General features: G+C 47.9%; 14 protein-coding genes. 12 read left to right on the forward strand and 2 right to left on the reverse strand.

The features are described 5' to 3' along the window. Positions 1-162 precede the first annotated feature (162 nt). Together WBA89_RS28990 and WBA89_RS28995 are read left to right on the forward strand one after the other, a co-directional pair. Positions 163-1113 carry a S66 peptidase family protein gene (locus WBA89_RS28990; protein WP_424411076.1) on the forward strand — a complete coding sequence of 317 codons (951 nt, stop codon included), beginning with the start codon at positions 163-165 and terminating at the stop codon, positions 1111-1113. A gap of 163 nt (positions 1114-1276) precedes the next feature. Next, positions 1277-2074, forward strand: coding sequence for a hypothetical protein (locus WBA89_RS28995; RefSeq protein WP_424411077.1), 798 nt, complete (start codon positions 1277-1279; stop codon positions 2072-2074). Between the two features lie 208 nt (positions 2075-2282). Here the strand turns inward: WBA89_RS28995 and WBA89_RS29000 are convergent, their stop codons facing one another. Next, the gene (locus WBA89_RS29000) at positions 2283-2891 is read right to left on the reverse strand and encodes a glutathione S-transferase N-terminal domain-containing protein (protein WP_424411078.1); all 609 of its coding nucleotides are present in this window, start codon (positions 2889-2891) and stop codon (positions 2283-2285) included. 70 nt (positions 2892-2961) lie between these two features. Here WBA89_RS29000 and WBA89_RS29005 point away from each other — a divergent pair, with 70 nt between their 5' ends. From WBA89_RS29005 to WBA89_RS29030, 6 genes are all read left to right on the forward strand, one after another. Further along, a complete protein-coding gene (locus tag WBA89_RS29005) occupies positions 2962-3354 on the forward strand; it encodes a DUF2358 domain-containing protein (RefSeq protein WP_424411079.1) in 393 nt (130 codons plus the stop codon). Positions 3355-3614: 260 nt separating this feature from the next. Next, a complete protein-coding gene (locus WBA89_RS29010) occupies positions 3615-3908 on the forward strand; it encodes a hypothetical protein (protein ID WP_424411080.1) in 294 nt (97 codons plus the stop codon). A 50-nt stretch (positions 3909-3958) separates the two neighbouring features. After that, a complete protein-coding gene (locus WBA89_RS29015) occupies positions 3959-5758 on the forward strand; it encodes a mechanosensitive ion channel family protein (RefSeq protein ID WP_424411081.1) in 1800 nt (599 codons plus the stop codon). 789 nt (positions 5759-6547) lie between these two features. Then, entirely contained in the window at positions 6548-6763 is a 216-nt protein-coding gene (locus WBA89_RS29020; RefSeq protein WP_424411082.1) for a hypothetical protein, read from the forward strand. A gap of 30 nt (positions 6764-6793) precedes the next feature. Further along, positions 6794-8113 (forward strand): ABC transporter substrate-binding protein, encoded by a 1320-nt coding sequence (locus WBA89_RS29025; protein ID WP_424411083.1) that lies wholly within the window; start codon positions 6794-6796, stop codon positions 8111-8113. Positions 8114-8548: 435 nt separating this feature from the next. Further along, a complete protein-coding gene (locus WBA89_RS29030; protein WP_424411084.1) occupies positions 8549-11059 on the forward strand; it encodes an MASE1 domain-containing protein in 2511 nt (836 codons plus the stop codon). A gap of 299 nt (positions 11060-11358) precedes the next feature. On the opposite strand, the gene tnpA is transcribed toward WBA89_RS29030, so the two are convergent. Beyond that, complete coding sequence (gene tnpA / locus WBA89_RS29035) at positions 11359-11763, reverse strand: IS200/IS605 family transposase (protein ID WP_424411089.1); 405 nt, start codon at positions 11761-11763, stop codon at positions 11359-11361. 94 nt (positions 11764-11857) lie between these two features. Between tnpA and WBA89_RS29040 the strand changes: the two genes are divergently transcribed. The 4 genes from WBA89_RS29040 (at position 11858) to WBA89_RS29055 (ending at position 18276) form a co-directional block, all read left to right on the forward strand. Continuing rightward, positions 11858-13087: an RNA-guided endonuclease InsQ/TnpB family protein gene (locus tag WBA89_RS29040; RefSeq protein WP_424411085.1), complete on the forward strand. Its 1230-nt coding sequence runs from the start codon at positions 11858-11860 to the stop codon at positions 13085-13087. A gap of 89 nt (positions 13088-13176) precedes the next feature. Further along, a complete protein-coding gene (locus WBA89_RS29045) occupies positions 13177-16854 on the forward strand; it encodes a response regulator (protein WP_424411086.1) in 3678 nt (1225 codons plus the stop codon). Then, on the forward strand, positions 16847-17221 hold the full coding sequence (locus tag WBA89_RS29050; protein WP_424411087.1) for a response regulator: 375 nt from the start codon (positions 16847-16849) through the stop codon (positions 17219-17221). Before WBA89_RS29045 ends, WBA89_RS29050 begins: the two co-directional genes overlap by 8 nt. Next, on the forward strand, positions 17218-18276 hold the full coding sequence (locus WBA89_RS29055) for an adenylate/guanylate cyclase domain-containing protein (protein ID WP_424411088.1): 1059 nt from the start codon (positions 17218-17220) through the stop codon (positions 18274-18276). Before WBA89_RS29050 ends, WBA89_RS29055 begins: the two co-directional genes overlap by 4 nt. Positions 18277-18317: the final 41 nt, after the last annotated feature.

Below are 18317 nucleotides of genomic sequence, written 5' to 3' on the forward strand. Positions count from 1 at the left end.
TTACCCCCCCAACCCCCCCTTGGTAAGGTGGGGCTAATACTTCATCTATACCACATCTTGAGAAAAATGGTATAACAAATAACCAATAACAAATAACCAATAACAAATAACAAATAACCAATAACAAATAACAAATAACCAATAACAAATAACCAATAACAAATGACTAACATTAAATGGTTGCAACCTGGAGATTTGCTCAAAGTAATTTCCCCTAGCGGCGCTTTGCGAGAATTAACTAACTTTGAAAAGGGTGTAGAAATTTGGAAATCCCGCGGCTATCGCATTGAATTAACACCCGGTTTTGACGATCGCACTGGCTACTTGGCCGGTTCCGACACAAACCGCGTCCGACAGTTAGCAGATGCCCTCAGTGACCCAGATTGTCGCGGTATTCTGTGTGTTCGAGGCGGTTTTGGCAGCACTCGACTTTTGGAAAAAGGCAAAGTCGCAGAAGGAAAAAATTCCCGATGCCCAATTCCCGATGCCCAATTCCCGATGCCCGATTCCCATGCGCCGAAATGGTTAATCGGCTTTTCCGACATTACGGCTTTGCTGTGGAATCACGATAAATTGGGGATTTGGGGCGTTCACGGGCCGGTGCTGACAACTTTGGGCGCGGAACCGGATTGGTCTGTCGATCGACTTTTTGACTGTGTAGAAGGCCGTCCGTTACCATCTTTGCAAGGTAAAGGTTGGGGCGGCGGAAAGGCTGCGGGGCGACTGTTTCCGGCGAATCTGACGGTGGCTTCTCATTTGCTCGGAACCCCGTATCAACCGGATTTGACCGGGGTTATTCTCGCATTTGAGGATGTTTCTGAGGCTCCTTACAGGGTCGATCGAATGCTGACTATGTGGCGGATGGCGGGGGCTTTTGCGGGGGTGCGGGGGATTGCTTTGGGACGTTTCAGCCGCTGCGAGATTGACCCGCAGATTCCTACTTTTAGCATAGAAGAAGTTTTGCGCGATCGGCTTTTAGACCTAAATATTCCCATTGTTTCGGATTTACCCTTTGGCCACGAAGGAGTTAACGCTGCTTTACCGATGGGAATTGAGGCGAGTATCGACGGTGAATCGGGATTGCTGATTTGCGGCGACAAATTGCAACTTTAGATTCGGCATCAGCGTCTATAAATTTAACTTGAGATTTGGCACCAGCTAAATAGTCCGGTTGGGTGAGGTTAATACAGTTGGCAGAAGTTAGATTTAAAATGGATTGTGCAGGCAAAAGTCGGCTTTCTCAAGGCAAAAAAATTAAAACTTTCCCAAGGTAGATATGAAAATACACAACTTGTTAAACAGTATTGCTGCCACTGTGCTAGTTACCGGATTGGCACTTACCGGGATTTCTTCTAGTGCGGTTGGCGAACAGATACGAAATAACGATCGCATAGACGGAGTAATTCGCCGCACTTCCCCGATTTATCGTTTCCGAAATATGTGGACACCCGGAGCTCCCACAGAAGAATTGCGCGGCCAAGAATACACTTTCAGCGCTCGCGAAGGCGACAACATAGAAGTGTTTTTAGACACAGATAGAAGTCGCGGTTTTACTCCAGTCATGGTGCTGTTTTACGGAAACAACAAACAAGTCGCTTTTACCCAAGACCGTTCTTTTAATTATCAAATTCCTCGCACTGGCGATTACACACTTTTAGTATTAGCAAAAGATGCTGCTAGGGGAGGAAGTTACACCCTAGAAGTTGCCGGAATTGATGGCGGCAGACGAGCTAGCAGCGATTGGCGCGACGACAGGCGGTACAGCGACAGAAACAATGACAGAAACAGTCGCAGCTACGACGGAGAAAGGATTCTGCAAGATGATTTTGGCTTGCGACCTCTTGATTGTCGCCTGAGACGTACTATGGTGAGAGTAAGGTTTGAAGATGCCGACAGGGACCAAACTTATTGCGCTATACCGACTCGCCAGTATCCGCAGGGAGACTATTATTACAATCCGCGCACTAGAGATTTAGAATCGGCGAGGGTGTATAACAATAACAATGATAATAATAGCTGGTACGATCGCGATCGGTGTCGCGTATCAGTAGGCGGAGTGTGCGTGACTAGATAAGCCACCAAAAAGATCGGGTTTTCCGAGAAATTCTAGGGGCGGGGAAAGCGCCTGATATCTAACACAAAGCAGAGATTCAATCAACCCGCCCCGACCGGATATTACGGTCGATCTAGCTGACAGAAGATCGGGATTTTTTTAACCGCAGATGAACGCAGATAAACGCAGATAATATTTTTGTCTGTCTGCGGTTCAAAAATTTCTATTTTTACACAGATGGAACAGCCATCCCGCGCTCAACTGCAGGACGCTGCTGCAATGTTTCTACCCAGCGTTTGAGGTGGGGGTGGTTGTCGAGGGTTAATCCCTGAAATTCGTAAATAGCAACCCAGGGGTAGGTAGCCATGTCGGCAATTGAATAGTCGCCGCAGATGTATTCGTATTTTGCTAATTGAGTGTCTAATACTCCGTAAAGTCGCAAGACTTCTTTTTCGTAGCGCTCCACCGCATAGGGAATTTGTTCTGGTGCAAAACGTTTGAAGTGGTTGAGCTGACCGAACATCGGGCCGACGCTGGCCATTTGAAACATCAGCCACTCGATAACTTGAAAGTATTTTTCTTTGTCTGTCGGGAGAAATTTGCCACTTTTTTCCGCTAGATAGATCAAGATAGCGCCCGACTCGAAGACGGTGATGCCGTTATCTCGATCGACTATTGCCGGAATTTTACTGTTGGGGTTGATGGCGATGAACTCCGGGCTAAATTGGTCGTCTTTTCTGATGTCGATGACGTGCACGTTGTAGGGTAAACCTATTTCTTCGAGCGCGATCGAGACTTTGCGCCCGTTCGGTGTGGTAAAAGTGTAGAGGTCGATCATAAGTTTTTCGCCTATTTTTTCAACAAATATAAACTATATTATAATAATTTTAGGCAAATAGCTAATCATCATGGATATTATTCAAATTCTCAAAGAAGATTACCGCAGATTCCCCGACAATCAAACCTACAGCATTTATGCAAAAGATGTTTATTTTGAAGACCCGCTGAACAGATTTACAGGAGTCGATCGCTACCAAAAAATGCTGGGGTTTATGGGGACTTTTTTTCAACAAATTCAACTTGACTTGCACGATATTTCTCAGTCGGAAGATACCGTAGAAACTCGCTGGACTCTGAGTTGGACTGCACCGCTACCTTGGAAACCCAAAATGGCGATCGCCGGTAGGAGCGAACTGAAGGTCAACAGCGACGGTTTAATCGTTTCTCACATCGATTACTGGAACTGTTCGCGGTTGGATGTGCTCAAACAGCTTGTATTTCCCGCCCCAACTAAAGAGTGACGGTCGGCTGCGTCAAACCGAATTCAAGCGTCTTCCTTGCTCTATCTTCGTCCTTTGGTCGAACAGGGAATTGACCGAGGAGACATGGAAAACAGAGATTTGGGCGATCGTCTTCCGAGGATCGCCACATATCCCCGCTGACCCCAAATCGCAAACTTTATTCTCCTCAAAAAAGCAGATATTGGGGTAATATTACTAATTGACAAATGCAGCTTGTATCTTAACTTGTCACCAATCGCCGCAGCGTTATAATTACACCTTTGGTGGCAAAAGCGCCGATCGAGCAGAAACCTTTGGTTCAGCAGGTCAAGCATCACCACCACCATTCGCTTGATTCCTCTGGCCTTGAGCGATCCAACGCAGATGCACTCTGTTGTGCCACCATCATTGGCTCGATCGCGGCAACCCTGATTGCCCTGGTTGTGATTGCTTGTCTGTATCTTCTGTTCGCTCCTGAAATCGAAAATCTGGACTCAGAGTCGGCGCAAACAGTCTTGAGACTTAGCTCTCCCGTGACTGGCATCCTAACCTACAGTCTCACCTGCATTCTGTAGCAATAAAACGCAGGTGAGACCTTTGATACAAATATGCAATGTGTAGAAAAATGTCTTGCTTGAACTGGATAAATCTCAATTCTCGTCGAACAAATTACCGATGGCGCAAAATTGCTTTCGCAACAGGTTTCCTTATATTCCTCTTAGCTTCCTTCTCAGCGCCAGTAGCAGTCGGACAACCCTCAGATCCCGAACCGCAGCGATTAGTCAATATCTATTCCGCCAGCGATAACACTAACTTTACTGTCGGTGACGTTCATTTAGATGGTCGTCAGATATTTGCTTTGACAGCTCCTGTACTCAACGCAAAGCAGCAAGAAGCAATTTCTCTCTCACCCATTCAGCAAAGAGTAAAAACCGTTAAAAATCAGCTTCAAGAAATTGCCAAAACCAACTTTGAAGCCGAAACATTAGAAGTCAATTACACAGTAGACTCTACGAGTCAGCTTCCCATTATCTCTGTTAATGGGAACTATTTGATGACCGTTACCACTGCTGATGCTCGCCTCTACGGAGTAGAGCTAACCACTCACGCTCAAAACTTGACTAAAATTATTAAGAATGCCCTGGTAGCGTCTCAACGAGAGCATCAGCCAAAATTTTTAGCACAGCAGGCATTGCGCGCGGGCGGAGTCATCATATCTATGCTCCTGCTCACTTTAGGAATTTGCCTCAGACAGCGCTATATCAAAGCCCGTTATGGAGCAGTTTTAACACAGCTCGAACAACTCAATGCTTCCCAAAAACAACTAGAGGATTTATCCGAGCAAGAGCAGAATGAAGCCGCCGCTCATGCTTCCCAACAGCAACAAAAAATTGCTCGGAAGCAGCAGATCAAATTTTGGTACGAAGTGCGACAGCGATTGCTGCAACTCGGACACATTGGAGTGTGGGGATGCGGACTTACACTTTGCTTGAGCCTGTTTCCTCAGACTCGATGGCTGCAATCACTATTGCTGAAGGGTTTGAGCCTTACCTTACTCAAGTTAATCTTAATCGGGGCTGCAACTTACCTCACACTTCGCATCAGCTTCGTTGTAATTGACCATTTTGTAGCAGCTCTCAGTCAGGGGCGATTCCTTCCCGACAGCGCATCAGTCCGAACAATTCAGCGGCTGCAAACCTTTTCCGGCGTAATGAAAGGAGTTAGCGCTTTCTGTTGCATTGGTGCTGGCGTATTGACTGCTCTGTCAATTTTGGGTGTTAACATCCTGCCGCTTTTGGCAAGTGTCAGCATTTTTGGGGTAGCGATTTCCTTTGGCTCTCAAAGTCTTGTCAAAGACATGATTAACGGACTTTTTGTTCTGTTGGAGGATCAGTACGGTGTTGGTGATGTAATCACAGCTAACAATGAAAGCGGAGCGGTGGAAAAAATGAACCTGCGGGTAACTCAATTGCGGAACCAAGATGGGGATCTAATCACTATTCCCAATGGCAGTATTACAATGGTAAAAAACCATACGAGCAGTTGGTCTCGCGTGAATCTAGGCATTAATGTTGCTTACGATACCAATCTTGACCATGCAATCGCGGTGATTGAGAAAGCAGCGATTGACATGAGTTTGGATTCCCAATGGCAAGAATTAATATTAGAGCCTCCCAAGGTACTCGGCGTTGATGCGTTTGGCGACAATAGTATTACGATTCGCCTCTTGATTCAAACTCAACCGCTGAAACAGTGGGAAGTTGGACGCGAGTTTCGTCGGCGGTTAAAGCAGGTATTTGATGAAGAGGAAATTTCTATGCCGTTCCCACAGCGCTCCATCTGGTTTAAAAATTCGCTCCAAGAACCCTCAAACGGCCATCACAATTCCAATTTTTCGCAGCTTTTAGACGGAAGGCACAACTAAAAAATGCGATGAGTTAATGCTTGTTTTACTGATGCAACCACACTTAATTGAGCGGTTGCGACGAAACAGCTAGAATACAACAGTGCGGCAACAAAGCAACTTCATTATATCTACAGCCGACTTTGCGGATATTTGGGGGGGAATGTATATTTGGCTGCGGGGTAATTGGTAATTGGTAATTGGTAATCGGTAATTGGTAACTGGTAATTGGTAATTGGGAGAAATCATAGCCGATAGCTAACCCGAACTTAAATTATATCAAATCCGGTAGCATCGGAATGATTCAGATATATATTCTCTCCCTCTGTGTACTCTGTGTTCTCTGTGGTTAAATCATTCCAATGTAAGCGGAAACGATATTACTAATCCGGCAATTACCTATTGCCTATTGCCGCCATTGGAGCGAGTCAAATGTTATTAATAACCGCTATTATTTAGTAATAGTAGATGCTTCTCGTACAAGTCAATCGCTCTTAGCGAAAGGAGAAACAGCACCGAGATGCTTTCATCGTGTCACGATTAACAGCAATGCCAAGCGCCAAATAATCCAGCTAATTCTGCTAAAATTGTAGCGCCCCAAGGCTATCTCGCTGACACGAGCAAGAATTCCTTGCTATCGGATGTGTCCGCAGGATAGACTAGGAGCCTGAGCTTCCACGATTTTGTTTGAAAATACCACAGCAGGACAAACTAATCCGCTACCCCCCGATTTGTTAGATTTAGCTTGTTTTACCAACCTCTAATATCGTTTCCGGCTGCATCGTCAGGTGATAAATTAGAGGGCAATTCATGAATGATTTTTACCAGTCGCCACCTATCTCGGCGCAATTTTCAGTTGTTCGATTCACAGTCAACAGTCAACAGTCAACAGTCAACAGTCAACAGTCAACAGTCAACAGTCAACAGTCAACAGTCAACAGTCAACAGTCAACAGTCAACATCATGAGGAGTTCAACCGGAATTGATATAACTATCCGCGTCCATCCGTATCAATCTGAGGTTTAAAAAAACTTCTTCCCTTAAGGAAACTAAAAAATGATTTTTTCCAGATTATCTAAAGCAATTAAAATGCAGCTAAAACGGGTTGCCTGCATTGTGCTTGCCTTTAACTTGCTAATATTAAGCGGCTGTCAAAACACCGAAAAAAATAGCGATACAATCAAGCTAACACTGTGGCACGGCATCAATCCTCCGCCCAACCGCGACGTATTTCAAACCCTCACAGACAAATTCAACCAAACACATTCTCACATCCAAATAGAACCAATTTATATCGGTCAGCCAGACCAACAATTCCCCAAAATACTAACAGCAATAGTTGGAGGTGCAGCGCCCGACTTGCTGTGGAACGTTCCCACAATTGCCGGAAAATTAGCAGAACTAAATGCAATTCAACCCTTAGAAGAATGGCTCGACAAATCGCCCCGGAAAGCCGAAATCGATCCGGCACTGTTCGAGTCAATGGAACTCGGCGGACACATTTGGTCAGTTCCCTTCGCTACAAACAACGCTGCGATATTTTACCGTCCCAGCTTATTTAAAGCAGCAGGAATCAAACAAGTGCCGCAGAACTGGGTGCAATTAAAGCAAGCAGCCCGATCGCTCACGCGAGACACCAACGGAGACGGCCGCCCAGACCAACACGGCATAGTGCTCTCTCTAGGCAAAGGAGAATGGACAGTATTTACCTGGCTGCCATTCATGTTCAGCGCCGGCGGCGAACTCTTTCTTGCCGCCTCACCTCAAACTCCCGTACCGCAAATCGACAATCCCGGTGCTCTGGCGGCCTTAGAATTGTGGAGCGACTTATTGACAGAAGGTTCAGCAATACTGTCAGCACCCGAACGCGGTTACGAACTCGACAACTTCATCGCCGGCAAAGTTGCGATGCAAATCACCGGGCCCTGGACGCTATCACAATTGCAGGAAAGCGCGATCGACTACGCAGTGATGCCCGTGCCCGCCCTGAAACGCCGCGCCGCCGTCGCGGGGGGTGAAAACCTATTTTTAATGAAAACCTCCCCAGAACGCGAGAAAGCTGCCCTAGAATTCTTAGAATACGCGATCGGCGAAGAATTCCAAACAGCCTGGGCATTGGGAACAGGTTACTTGCCAATTAACTTAAAATCGAGACAGAGCAAAGCTTATCAAAGCTTTGTGGAAAAAACCCCTGTTTTGCGAGTATTTTTAGAACAAATGAACTGGGTTCGATCGCGCCCGATCGTCTCAGGTTACTCCCGCCTGTCAGAAAATGCAGGCCGGGCCATAGAAGCAACCCTTCTGGGCCAAAACCCCCAAGACGCTCTCAAAGAAGCTCAAGAGCGTTTGACACTAACCTTAGATATTACCAAGTAACATAAAGATTGATAATTGGGAAAAAAGTAATTGGTCAAACAACTGGCGATCGCTCCACTTAATTGAGAATCGCTACGATTAATAGACGATCGACAACACTCAATCGCTTTCCTCTCTTGAAATCATCTGCGTATATCTGCGTATATCTGCCCCACATCTGCGGTTTACCTCTTAATAACAAATATCTGCAACAAGTCTAGTCTGTGGGTTTATATTGGCAAAAAAGGATACTTCCAACACTTCTTTATGCCAATTACACCGCACAGAAAAAAACCACACCCTCAACGGCTCCACAAAAAGTTATCTCAAAAGGTTCTCTCCTTACCTACCACCCATAACCTACCATCACCTAATAGAAACATTTTTGCTACCCTGTGCCAGTCCCGTGCCGCCTACTGAGACCCGAACAACCGTCAACCTTTTCCCCAAACGACAATGCAGAAAAAGTTCCTTAATGCAATCAAAGGACATTCCGGGAGGTACTTCCTCGCAGTAGGCGCGATCGCCGCGCTCTACTTCGCGGCGTCGCAATTGGCAGTTTCCACCCTCACCCTGAGTACAGAAATCAACCCCATGTGGCCAGCAGCAGGAATTGCTCAAGTCGCCCTGCTGCTGTTCGGGCGGCAACTGTGGCCGGGCATTGCGATCGGAGGCTTCCTCTTCAGCATGAGCGTACCGTCGGCCAACATTGGCACGGCCTTAATCTCAGCAGGAGCTAGAACCCTGCAAGCGTGGACGGGAACTTCTCTGCTCCAAGGCATCAACTTCAGCGCCAGACTCGATCGGCTCCAAGACGTTTTAGGAATAGTCGGACTATCAGCCCTCGGATCTACCCTAATCAACTCCACCGTCGGCAGCATCGTCGTCTGCCTGACCTTATCTAGCTGGAGCAATTTTGGCACGATGTGGGGGACTTGGTGGGTAGGAGACGCTATGGGAATTTTGCTCGTCGCCCCGCTGCTGCTGACATGGCACAAATTGCCCAAAGTCCCCATCAATCGCAAACAGATGATAGAACGAGCGATTTGGCTGCTGCTGCTAGTAGCCGTGGGCTGGCTCGTCTTCTGCTCCCGCACCCGCGCCGCCTACGCCCGCTATCCCCTCGAATACCTACCGTTTCCCCTAGTAGTTTGGGCAGCCTTTCGATTCGGCCAGCGCTACACGGCCCTTTCCAACTTCCTCCTCTGCGGCTTCGCCATCTGGGGCATAGCCCGAGGCAGCGGCCCCTTTCTCAAACACTCCAGCAGCATCCCCCAAGCACTCCTATCCCTGCAAGCCTTCATCGCCGTCATCGCCGTCACCGGCTTAGTTTTGGCAGCCACAGTCTCCGAACGCCGCCAAGCCGAAATCTCCCTGCGCGCCAGCGAAGCCAGTCTCGCCAACGCCCAGCGCATCGCCCAGCTAGGCAACTGGGACTTAGACCGCAACACCCAGCAATTGCGCTGGTCAGAGGAAATGTACCGCATCCTGGGACGGCGGCCGGGAACTTTTGAACCCAGCCTGGAAGCCTTCTTGGGATACGTGTACCCCGAAGACAGAGAATTGGTCAAAAGCTCGATCGAAGCGGCGTTATTTCAACAGCAGCCCTACAGCATCGACTACAGGCTCGTACTTCCCGACGGCAGCCAACGCACAGTCTGCGAACAAGCCGCTGTCAACTCCCTCTACATCACCAGCACCGTCCAAGACATCACAGACAGAAAGCGCGCCGAAGCAGCCCTGCGTTCTTCAGAAGAAAGATTTTCCAAAGCCTTTCACGCCTCCCCAGTCGGCATCAGCATCTGCACCGTCACAGACGGATGCTTTCTCGATGCCAACGACAGCTTTTTGCGCTCGTTAGGCTGGCTGCAGCACGAATTGATCGGCCGCACCGCCAAGGACTTAGGAATGTTGGTCAATTCAGAAGAGGGGAGGCGCATCGCCCAGACATTGCAAGCACAAAATTCGATCGGCAACCAAGAAATCAAAATTCGCACCAAAGCCGGCGAAGTCCGCGACTGGCTGCTGTCAGCCGAACTCATCGACCTCGACAGCACTCAGTGCATTTTAATCATGACCAGCGACATCACCGAACGCTTGCGTTCCGAAGAATTCCGCCGGGGAAAAGAAGCCGCCGAAGCCGCCAACCGATCGAAAAGCATCTTTCTCGCCAACATGAGCCACGAACTGCGGACCCCCCTCAACGCCATCATCGGCTACAGCGAAATGCTCAAAGAAGACGCCCGAGACCTCGGTGCCGAAGAATTCATCGACGACCTCCAGAAAATTAACACCGCAGGCCAGCACTTGCTAGCGCTGATTAAAGATATCCTCGACTTCTCTAAAATTGAAGCAGGCCGCACCGACTTACACCTCGAAACCTTCAGCATTTTAAATTTGGTCGAGGAAGTAGTCGCCACCATCGTTCCAATGGCCGACAAAAATAGCAACATCTTAGAAATACAGTGCCCAGAGGATATTGGCTCCATGCAGAGCGACTTAACTAAACTCCGGCAGTCCCTGCTCAACCTGCTCAGCAATGCCTCGAAGTTTACTTGCTCCGGCGCAATTACTTTCGCCGTCAGCCGCTCCCCCGAAACCCCGGCCGAAGCTGCCAAGAGACACAAAAAACTTGCAGCGTATAGAGGAGACCGAGCTGAAAATAGCTTGTCTCTGCTGTCTTCCCCTCAAGATTGGGTCGTTTTTACAGTCAAAGATACCGGCATTGGCATGAGTCCCGAACAGTTAGCCAGAATCTTCGATCCTTTCACGCAAGCCGATTCTTCAACTACCAAGAAGTACGGCGGTACTGGTTTGGGCCTGACGATTACTAAGAAATTCTGCGAAATGATGGGCGGAGACATTACCGCATTAAGCGAGTTGGAGAAAGGCTCTAGTTTTACAATTCGGCTGCCAGCTATTATTCTGGTCGAAACTTCGTTATTCCTCGAAAATTATGATAAATAGAGTCTTTTGTCAAGATGATTTTTTTCTGCTATTTATCGATTATTTCGTATCCCGCTAAAAAAAGTCTAAAAATTTGATATAACTGCTATAGACTTTCGATCTTTCATATGAGGTACTATCTGGCATAGAGCATAGGCCAAACCGGGCATAGGGCATAGGCCAAACCGGGCATAGGCCAAACCGGGCATAGGGCTATCCTCACCACGCTTGATAATCGCTATAGCGCGTCACGCGCAAACCCCGGTCAATAAGCCGGGGATGAAACGCAGTTACAGCCTTAAGGCTGCCAGTATTTTATATTATTTGTTTCTTTGTTCTTCTATATATTTGCTGACGGTTTCAGTGGACAGGTTCCCGACACTGCCAACAAAATAACTAGGAGTCCACAAAGTAGGCAATTTCAGCAATTCGGGAAACTCTTTCCTCAAATAACTGGATGCCCTACCCTTAACTCTTTGCATGATGAAACTGGCGGAGTCTGTTGGCTTAATGTTAAGCAATAAATGGACACGATCCGGCACGATCTCTAAAGCAATAACTTTCCACCTGTTTTCGGTGACTACCTCAAAAATAATTTCTTGCAGCCGTTCTGCAATTTTGCCGACCAGAACGGCTTTACGGCGTTTTGGGATAAAAACAAAGTGAATATCGATCGGCGAGACAGCGTTGCTATCGTGCCGATACTCTAAATCTTTTTTTGACAAACTCGCCCTAAGACTATTGACTCCTTTAACAATGGGTGTATGATCCACATATTACATCAACAAAAAGAATTTTGTGTTTGGATGTCAACAAGTCTTGATTAAGCCTGACAAAAAGTTAAAAGCAGTTCTAGAATATATTTGCCAAGAGTCAAACAAACTACACAACTGTGCTGTTTACTACGTTCGTCAAATATACTTTAAGTCTCATATTTTTGTCCGCCCGTTTGACATAATCAACGAGTTAAAACGCAATCCTCATTACGGAGCTTTATGCGCTCAAGCGGCTCAACAGACTTGTGGTGCTGTCGGTGAGTCGGTAAAATCTTTCAAAGGATTGATGAAATTGTTTCGCGAAGGAAAGCTTGAATCTAGACCGAAATTCCCAAATTACCGTACTCCTGGCGGGCTTCACTTAATTGCCTACCCGAAACAGGCGCTTGGCAAAAAGTTGATTGATGGTCGAATTTCTATCCCTCTCGGACAAAAAGTCAAGGCTTGGTTCGGATTGAAGAACTTTCAAATTCAAATGCCTTCTAATCTGGATTATACCGACATCCGAGAAGTGAGAATTCTTCCTAGGAATGGCTGTTTTTATGCCGAATTTGTCTACAAGTTGGTCAGCATTCAAGTCAATACTGACGATCAAAAAGTTTTAGGTATCGATCGCGGCATTGATAATTGGCTAACCTGTATCAGCAATGCAAACACAAGTTTTATTGTTGACGGAAAACATTTGAAGTCTTTAAATCAGTGGTACAACAAGCGAGTAGCTGCGTTGATGGATGGAAAGCCTAACGGATTTTGGTCGCATCAGTTGGCACGTTTAACCGAAAAACGCAATCGTCAAATGCGTGATGCGGTAAATAAGGCGGCTAAAATAGTTATTAATCACTGCCTAGAAAACCAAATTGGTACTGTTGTTTTTGGTTGGAACAAGGGTCAGAAAAATGGCGTAAATATGGGAGCAAAAACTAATCAAAAATTCGTACAACTTCCTACTGGTAGATTGAAAACTAGAATCTCTCAGCTCTGCGAAAACTATGGAATTAGATTCATCGAAACAGAGGAAAGCTACACATCAAAAGCTTCATTTGTTGACAGTGATTTCCTGCCTGCAATCGGTGCAAAACCCGATGGGTGGAAAGAGTCTGGTAGACGAATTAAGCGTGGACTGTATCGAACTAATTTACAAAATTGGTACATTAATGCAGACTGTAACGCAGCGGGCAACATCATACGAAAAGTAGCAACAATGCTAGGTCTTGACCTTAGTGGAGTTGGTAGAGGTGCCTTGACAGCGCCCTTAAGAATTGCCGTTTGGTAGTTTTTTAAGAATCCCCGTCGCTTTAGCGCGGGGAGTGTCAATAATTAAAAAGATATACTATAAAAAATTGCTACCAAGCGCCAGAAATTATGCACCCCCACCTCCAGCGCCAACTCGAACAACTCGGTTTAGCCGGCGAATCCCCTCCCAACGCACAGCAGTGGCAGCTATTTTTAGAACAGGTAAGTTGCAGCTATGACGAAACTCAGAGTCAGCAAGAACAGGTGGCTTTGCAGGATGTCACCCCCTCGCCCCAGCCTCCTCCAGACTCTCCAACAGCTTCAGAATTCGATCGGCTGCGATCGGCTCTCAACAGTTTCGGGGCGGGATTGTGCGCGATCGATGGAAACGGGTTTGTCATCTGGCTGAATCCAGAAGCAGAACGCTTGCTGGGGTGGGAACAGTCAGAAATTGCAGGCGTTTCGCTGCTTTCTCGCATCAACAGTCAGGAAAACAAAGCCAATAAATCCCCTGTTTTGACTGCCCAGAAACAGGCAGCAAGCAACCGCGAACAAGATGCGCCGATCGCACCTATACTAGATTTACAAGAGGCGATCGCCTCCGGTAAAGCTTGCAGCAATTGGGACGGCGAGTTTCTGTGCAGCGACGGCAAAAATTTACCCGTTTCCTATTTTTTCAATCCCGCAGTTGACGGAGGCAAAATATCAGTCTTGGTATTTTTTGACATTACAGAACACAGGCGATCGCTCTCGATGCTGCAAGCAGTTATAGAATCTACAGATACTGGCATTCTCGCGGTTGACAGCAACGGCAATATATGCAATTACAATCAGAAATTTGTCGAGATGTGGGGCTGGTCTCAAGCCGCAGGAAATTTGAGCCGATCGACAGCAGATCCGGTCAAAAGCTCGATCGAAACATGGTTCACCTTTGCCTCGCGCCAATTAAAAGAACCCCCAGAAATTCTCCAAAACCTAATGAAAGTGTCGGCCGAACCACAGCCTCAAATCAGCAAATTATTAGAACTTAAAGACGGAAAAATTCTCGAATTAAATTCGCTACCCTCACAAATAGGAGCGAACGCAGCCGTCAGAGTTTGGAGCTTTCGAGACGTTACCGACAGCCAAAAAGTAGAACGCTCTTTGCAGGATAGAGTAGAATTAAATCGGTTAATTGTCAATTTGTCAATCAATTTCATCAGCGGGCCCGGATCGGAAATAGACAAAAACATCGATCGCGCTCTCGAAGCAATCGCCAGATTCACCGGATTTGACCGCAGTTACATCTACCTGTTATCAGCAGACAAAACCAGCGCCCAAAAAACCTACGAGTGGTGTAATGGCCTTCGGGAAATAAAAGACAGCACCGACCAACAATTAGACATGGCAAAAATTCCTGGGATTGCCGAAAAGCTCGATCGCGCCGAAAGCCTGCACATCACAGAAATCGACGGACTCCCTCCCCCCGTTCAGACTGAACTTGCCTACTTTCAAGGCAAGAATTTACCAGAAATCCTGACCGAGTTCCCGTCCCAAACCACCGAAAAAGTAGCAAATTCCTCAACAAATGCGATCGTACATTCCCCAGAAACAGAATTAAACAAACCTCAAAACAATCTGCAATCGCTAATAATTATTCCCCTAACTTGTAGTAAAAACCTACTAGGATTTCTCGGATTCGAGAGCATCCAACCCGCAGCAGATCGAAATGCCCAAACATTAACTCCTCTAAAAATGGCAGGGGAAATGCTCGCCCATGCCCTAGAACGCCAGCGGGCAGAACTTGCCTTGCAGCAAGAGAAATCAAGCTACCGCAGCATCTTTGAAAACGCCGTCGAAGGCATATTTCAAACCGCCCCAGACGGGCGATTCCTCAAGGCAAACCCCGCACTAGCCGAGATTTACGGCTACGAAACAGTTGAGCAAATGTTCGCCGAACTCGCAAACCTCAACCGCCAAATTTACGTAAACCCCAACCAGCGCGCCGAATTTATGGCGAAATTGAACTCCAGCCGCCAAGTCTCAAAATTTGAATCCCAAATATACCGCCCTGACGGCACCACAATCTGGATTTCGGAAAACGCCCGCAGCATCTGCGACGAAATCGGCAGGGTTTTGTACTGCGAAGGCAGTGTCGAAGACATAACAGATCGCAAACAGGCAGAATCCGCCATGCAGTCGGCCCTAGAAGCAGCAGAATCGGCCAACCGGGCAAAAAGCACATTTCTCGCCAACATGAGCCACGAACTCCGCACGCCCCTCAATGCCATCATCGGCTACAGCGAAATGCTCAAAGAAGAAGCCGAAGAATTGGGCGGCGGCGAATCTGTCTCGGATCTCGAAAAAATCCGCAGCGCCGGCAAACACCTGCTGTCCTTGATCGACGACATCCTAGATATATCTAAAATAGAAGCAGGTCGAATGGATCTCTACTTAGAAACCTTCGACATCCATACCTTAATTGAAAGTGCTGTCGCCACAGCTAAGCCGCTGGTAGAGAAAAATGGCAACATCTTAGAAGTGTACTGTCGGGACAACCTCCAGACCATGCACGCCGACATGACCAAAGTCCGGCAAGTGCTGCTGAACCTGCTCAGCAATGCTGCCAAGTTTACCAAAAACGGGAAAATTGCGATCGGAGTCGAAAGCATTAAAAATGAACAATTAAAAATGAAAAATCAAGAGGAATCTTCCCAAATTTTAATTTCTAACTCCGAATTTATAAGTTTCCGCGTCACCGACACGGGCATCGGCATGACAACAGACCAATTGCAGAGAGTTTTCCAACCTTTCACCCAAGCCGATGCCTCAACTACCCGCAAGTACGGCGGCACGGGTTTGGGACTAGCTATCAGCCAGCGCTTCTGTCAGATGATGGGCGGCAGCATCGAAGTCAGCAGCACCTGGGGCTCCGGCACGACTTTCACCGTACTTTTGCCCCGCGACATCAAACATCCGGAAATTCCCAACAAAGTCCGCGACACCACTAGGACTGCTGGCGCACCTGCTGCCGGCACGGTGCTGGTAGTTGACGACGACCCCATCTCGCGGGATTTGATCCAGCGCGCCCTGGCCCGCCAAGGACTGCACATCGAAGTCGCCGGCAGCGGCGAGCAAGCTCTCAGGCTGGCCGAGCAACTGCGGCCGGATGCGATTACCCTCGACGTAATGATGCCGGGAATGGACGGCTGGGCGGTGCTTTCGGCCCTGAAGGCAGATCCGGAGCTTGCCGAAATTCCCGTAATCCTGCTATCCTTTGTGGGCAACAAAAGCCTCGGCTTTGCATTGGGCGCTTCGGACTATCTCACCAAACCGGTGGACGGCAAACGCCTGGTTGCTTTGTTGAACAAGTACCGGCGCGACCAAGACGGCGTTGCGGCTAACAGTTTGCCCTGTCAGATATTAGTTGTGGAAGATGACGGTGCTACTCGCACAATACTGCGGCGGATACTAGAAAAACAAGGCTGGGCCGTAGCGGAAGCTGACAGCGGGCTGGCTGCTCTAGAACAGCTCAAAGTTGCTCGCCCGCACCTGATTTTGCTGGATTTGATGCTGCCAGAAATGGATGGTTTTGAGTTTATTGGCGAACTTCGCAAGTCGCATTCTGGAGATCCTATACCGATCGTAGTAATTACCGCGAAAGACCTGACGACCGCCGAAAAACAGCAGCTCAACGGCTATGTCGATCGGATTTTGCAAAAGGGTGTCTACAGTTGCGATACTTTGCTGCGCGATGTTCGCTCTATAGTAAATGAAAAGCTCGATCGCAGGTACGACTCGAAAGGCAAGGAGAACACCAATGGCTAAAATCCTGTTGGTCGAAGACAACGAAATGAACAGGGATATGCTTTCTAGGCGTCTGGCCCGCAAGGGACACGAGGTCTTTATTGCTGTTGACGGTGCTGAGGGAGTGTCGATGGCTCTGGCGAAAGTACCCGATTTGATTTTGATGGATATGAGTCTGCCAGTGCTCGACGGGTGGCGAGCAACCCAGCAAATTAAGGCGGCTCCCGAAACCAAGATGATTCCCGTGATAGCGCTGACAGCTCACGCAATGGCGGGCGACCGCGAAAAGTGTCTCGCGGCCGGCTGCGACGACTACGACACCAAACCGGTCGAGTTTCCCCGACTTTTGGGCAAGATTGAAACGCTTCTGAAAGAGGCCATGACATGAAAGGTGACGAGGGAAGTGTCCTAGTTGTTGACGACAATGAGGTGAACCGCGATTTGCTGGCCCGCCGACTTCAGCGTCAAGGCCACAAAGTGACTGCTGCTGAAGATGGTCTCCAAGCTCTGGAACTGATGCGAAGCGAGCCTTTTGATTTGGTTCTGCTGGACATTATGATGCCGCTGATGAACGGCTATCAGGTGCTGGAAAATCTGAAGGCGGACGAGAAGTTGCGCCACATCCCGGTAATTATGATTTCGGCGGTGGACGATATCGACAGTATTGTCCGCTGTATTGAGTTGGGGGCTGAGGATTATCTTTCTAAACCGTTCAATCCAGTATTGCTCAAAGCTCGGATTAGTGCTTGTCTGGAAAAGAAGCGGCTGCGGGATAAGGAGCAGACTTATTTGCGGGAGTTGGCACAGGAAAAGGAAAAGTCGGAACGTTTGCTGTTAAATATTTTACCGGGCCCGATCGCCCAGCGCCTCAAAGAAGGGGAAAGCACGATCGCCGACAGTTTCGCTGAGGTAACAGTCATGTTTGCCGATTTGGTCGGTTTTACCAAGCTTTCGGCTCATTTGTCGCCGGCCGAGTTGGTAGAGTTGCTCAACGAGATTTTTTCAGCTTTTGACGAGTTGGCCGATCGCTACGGGCTGGAAAAAATTAAGACGATCGGCGATGCTTATATGGTGGTTGGCGGTTTGCCCAAGCCGAGCGACAACCATGCCGAAAGCATTGCCGAAATGGCGATCGACATTCAAACAGCAATCGCTAAGATGCAAACCAAGGGAGGTCAGCCGCTCAGCATCCGCATCGGCATCCACACCGGCCCGGTGGAAGCTGGAGTAATCGGTACTAAAAAATTTACTTACGATTTGTGGGGAGACACGGTAAATACAGCTTCCCGGATGGAATCTCAAGGTGTCCCCGGCGGCATTCAGGTGACTGTTGCTACCTACGAACGCCTGCAGGATAAGTACGTTTTTGAGGAGCGCGGCGTGATTCCAGTGAAGGGTAAAGGCGATATGATGACTTATCTGCTTGCGGGCCGAAAGGCTTAATTAGTCATTAGTCATCAGTCAACAGTCAACAGTCACTGGCA

Origin of the sequence: Microcoleus sp. (assembly GCF_049646505.1) — a bacterium.
In the GTDB taxonomy this organism is placed as follows: Bacteria; Cyanobacteriota; Cyanobacteriia; order Cyanobacteriales; family Microcoleaceae; genus Microcoleus.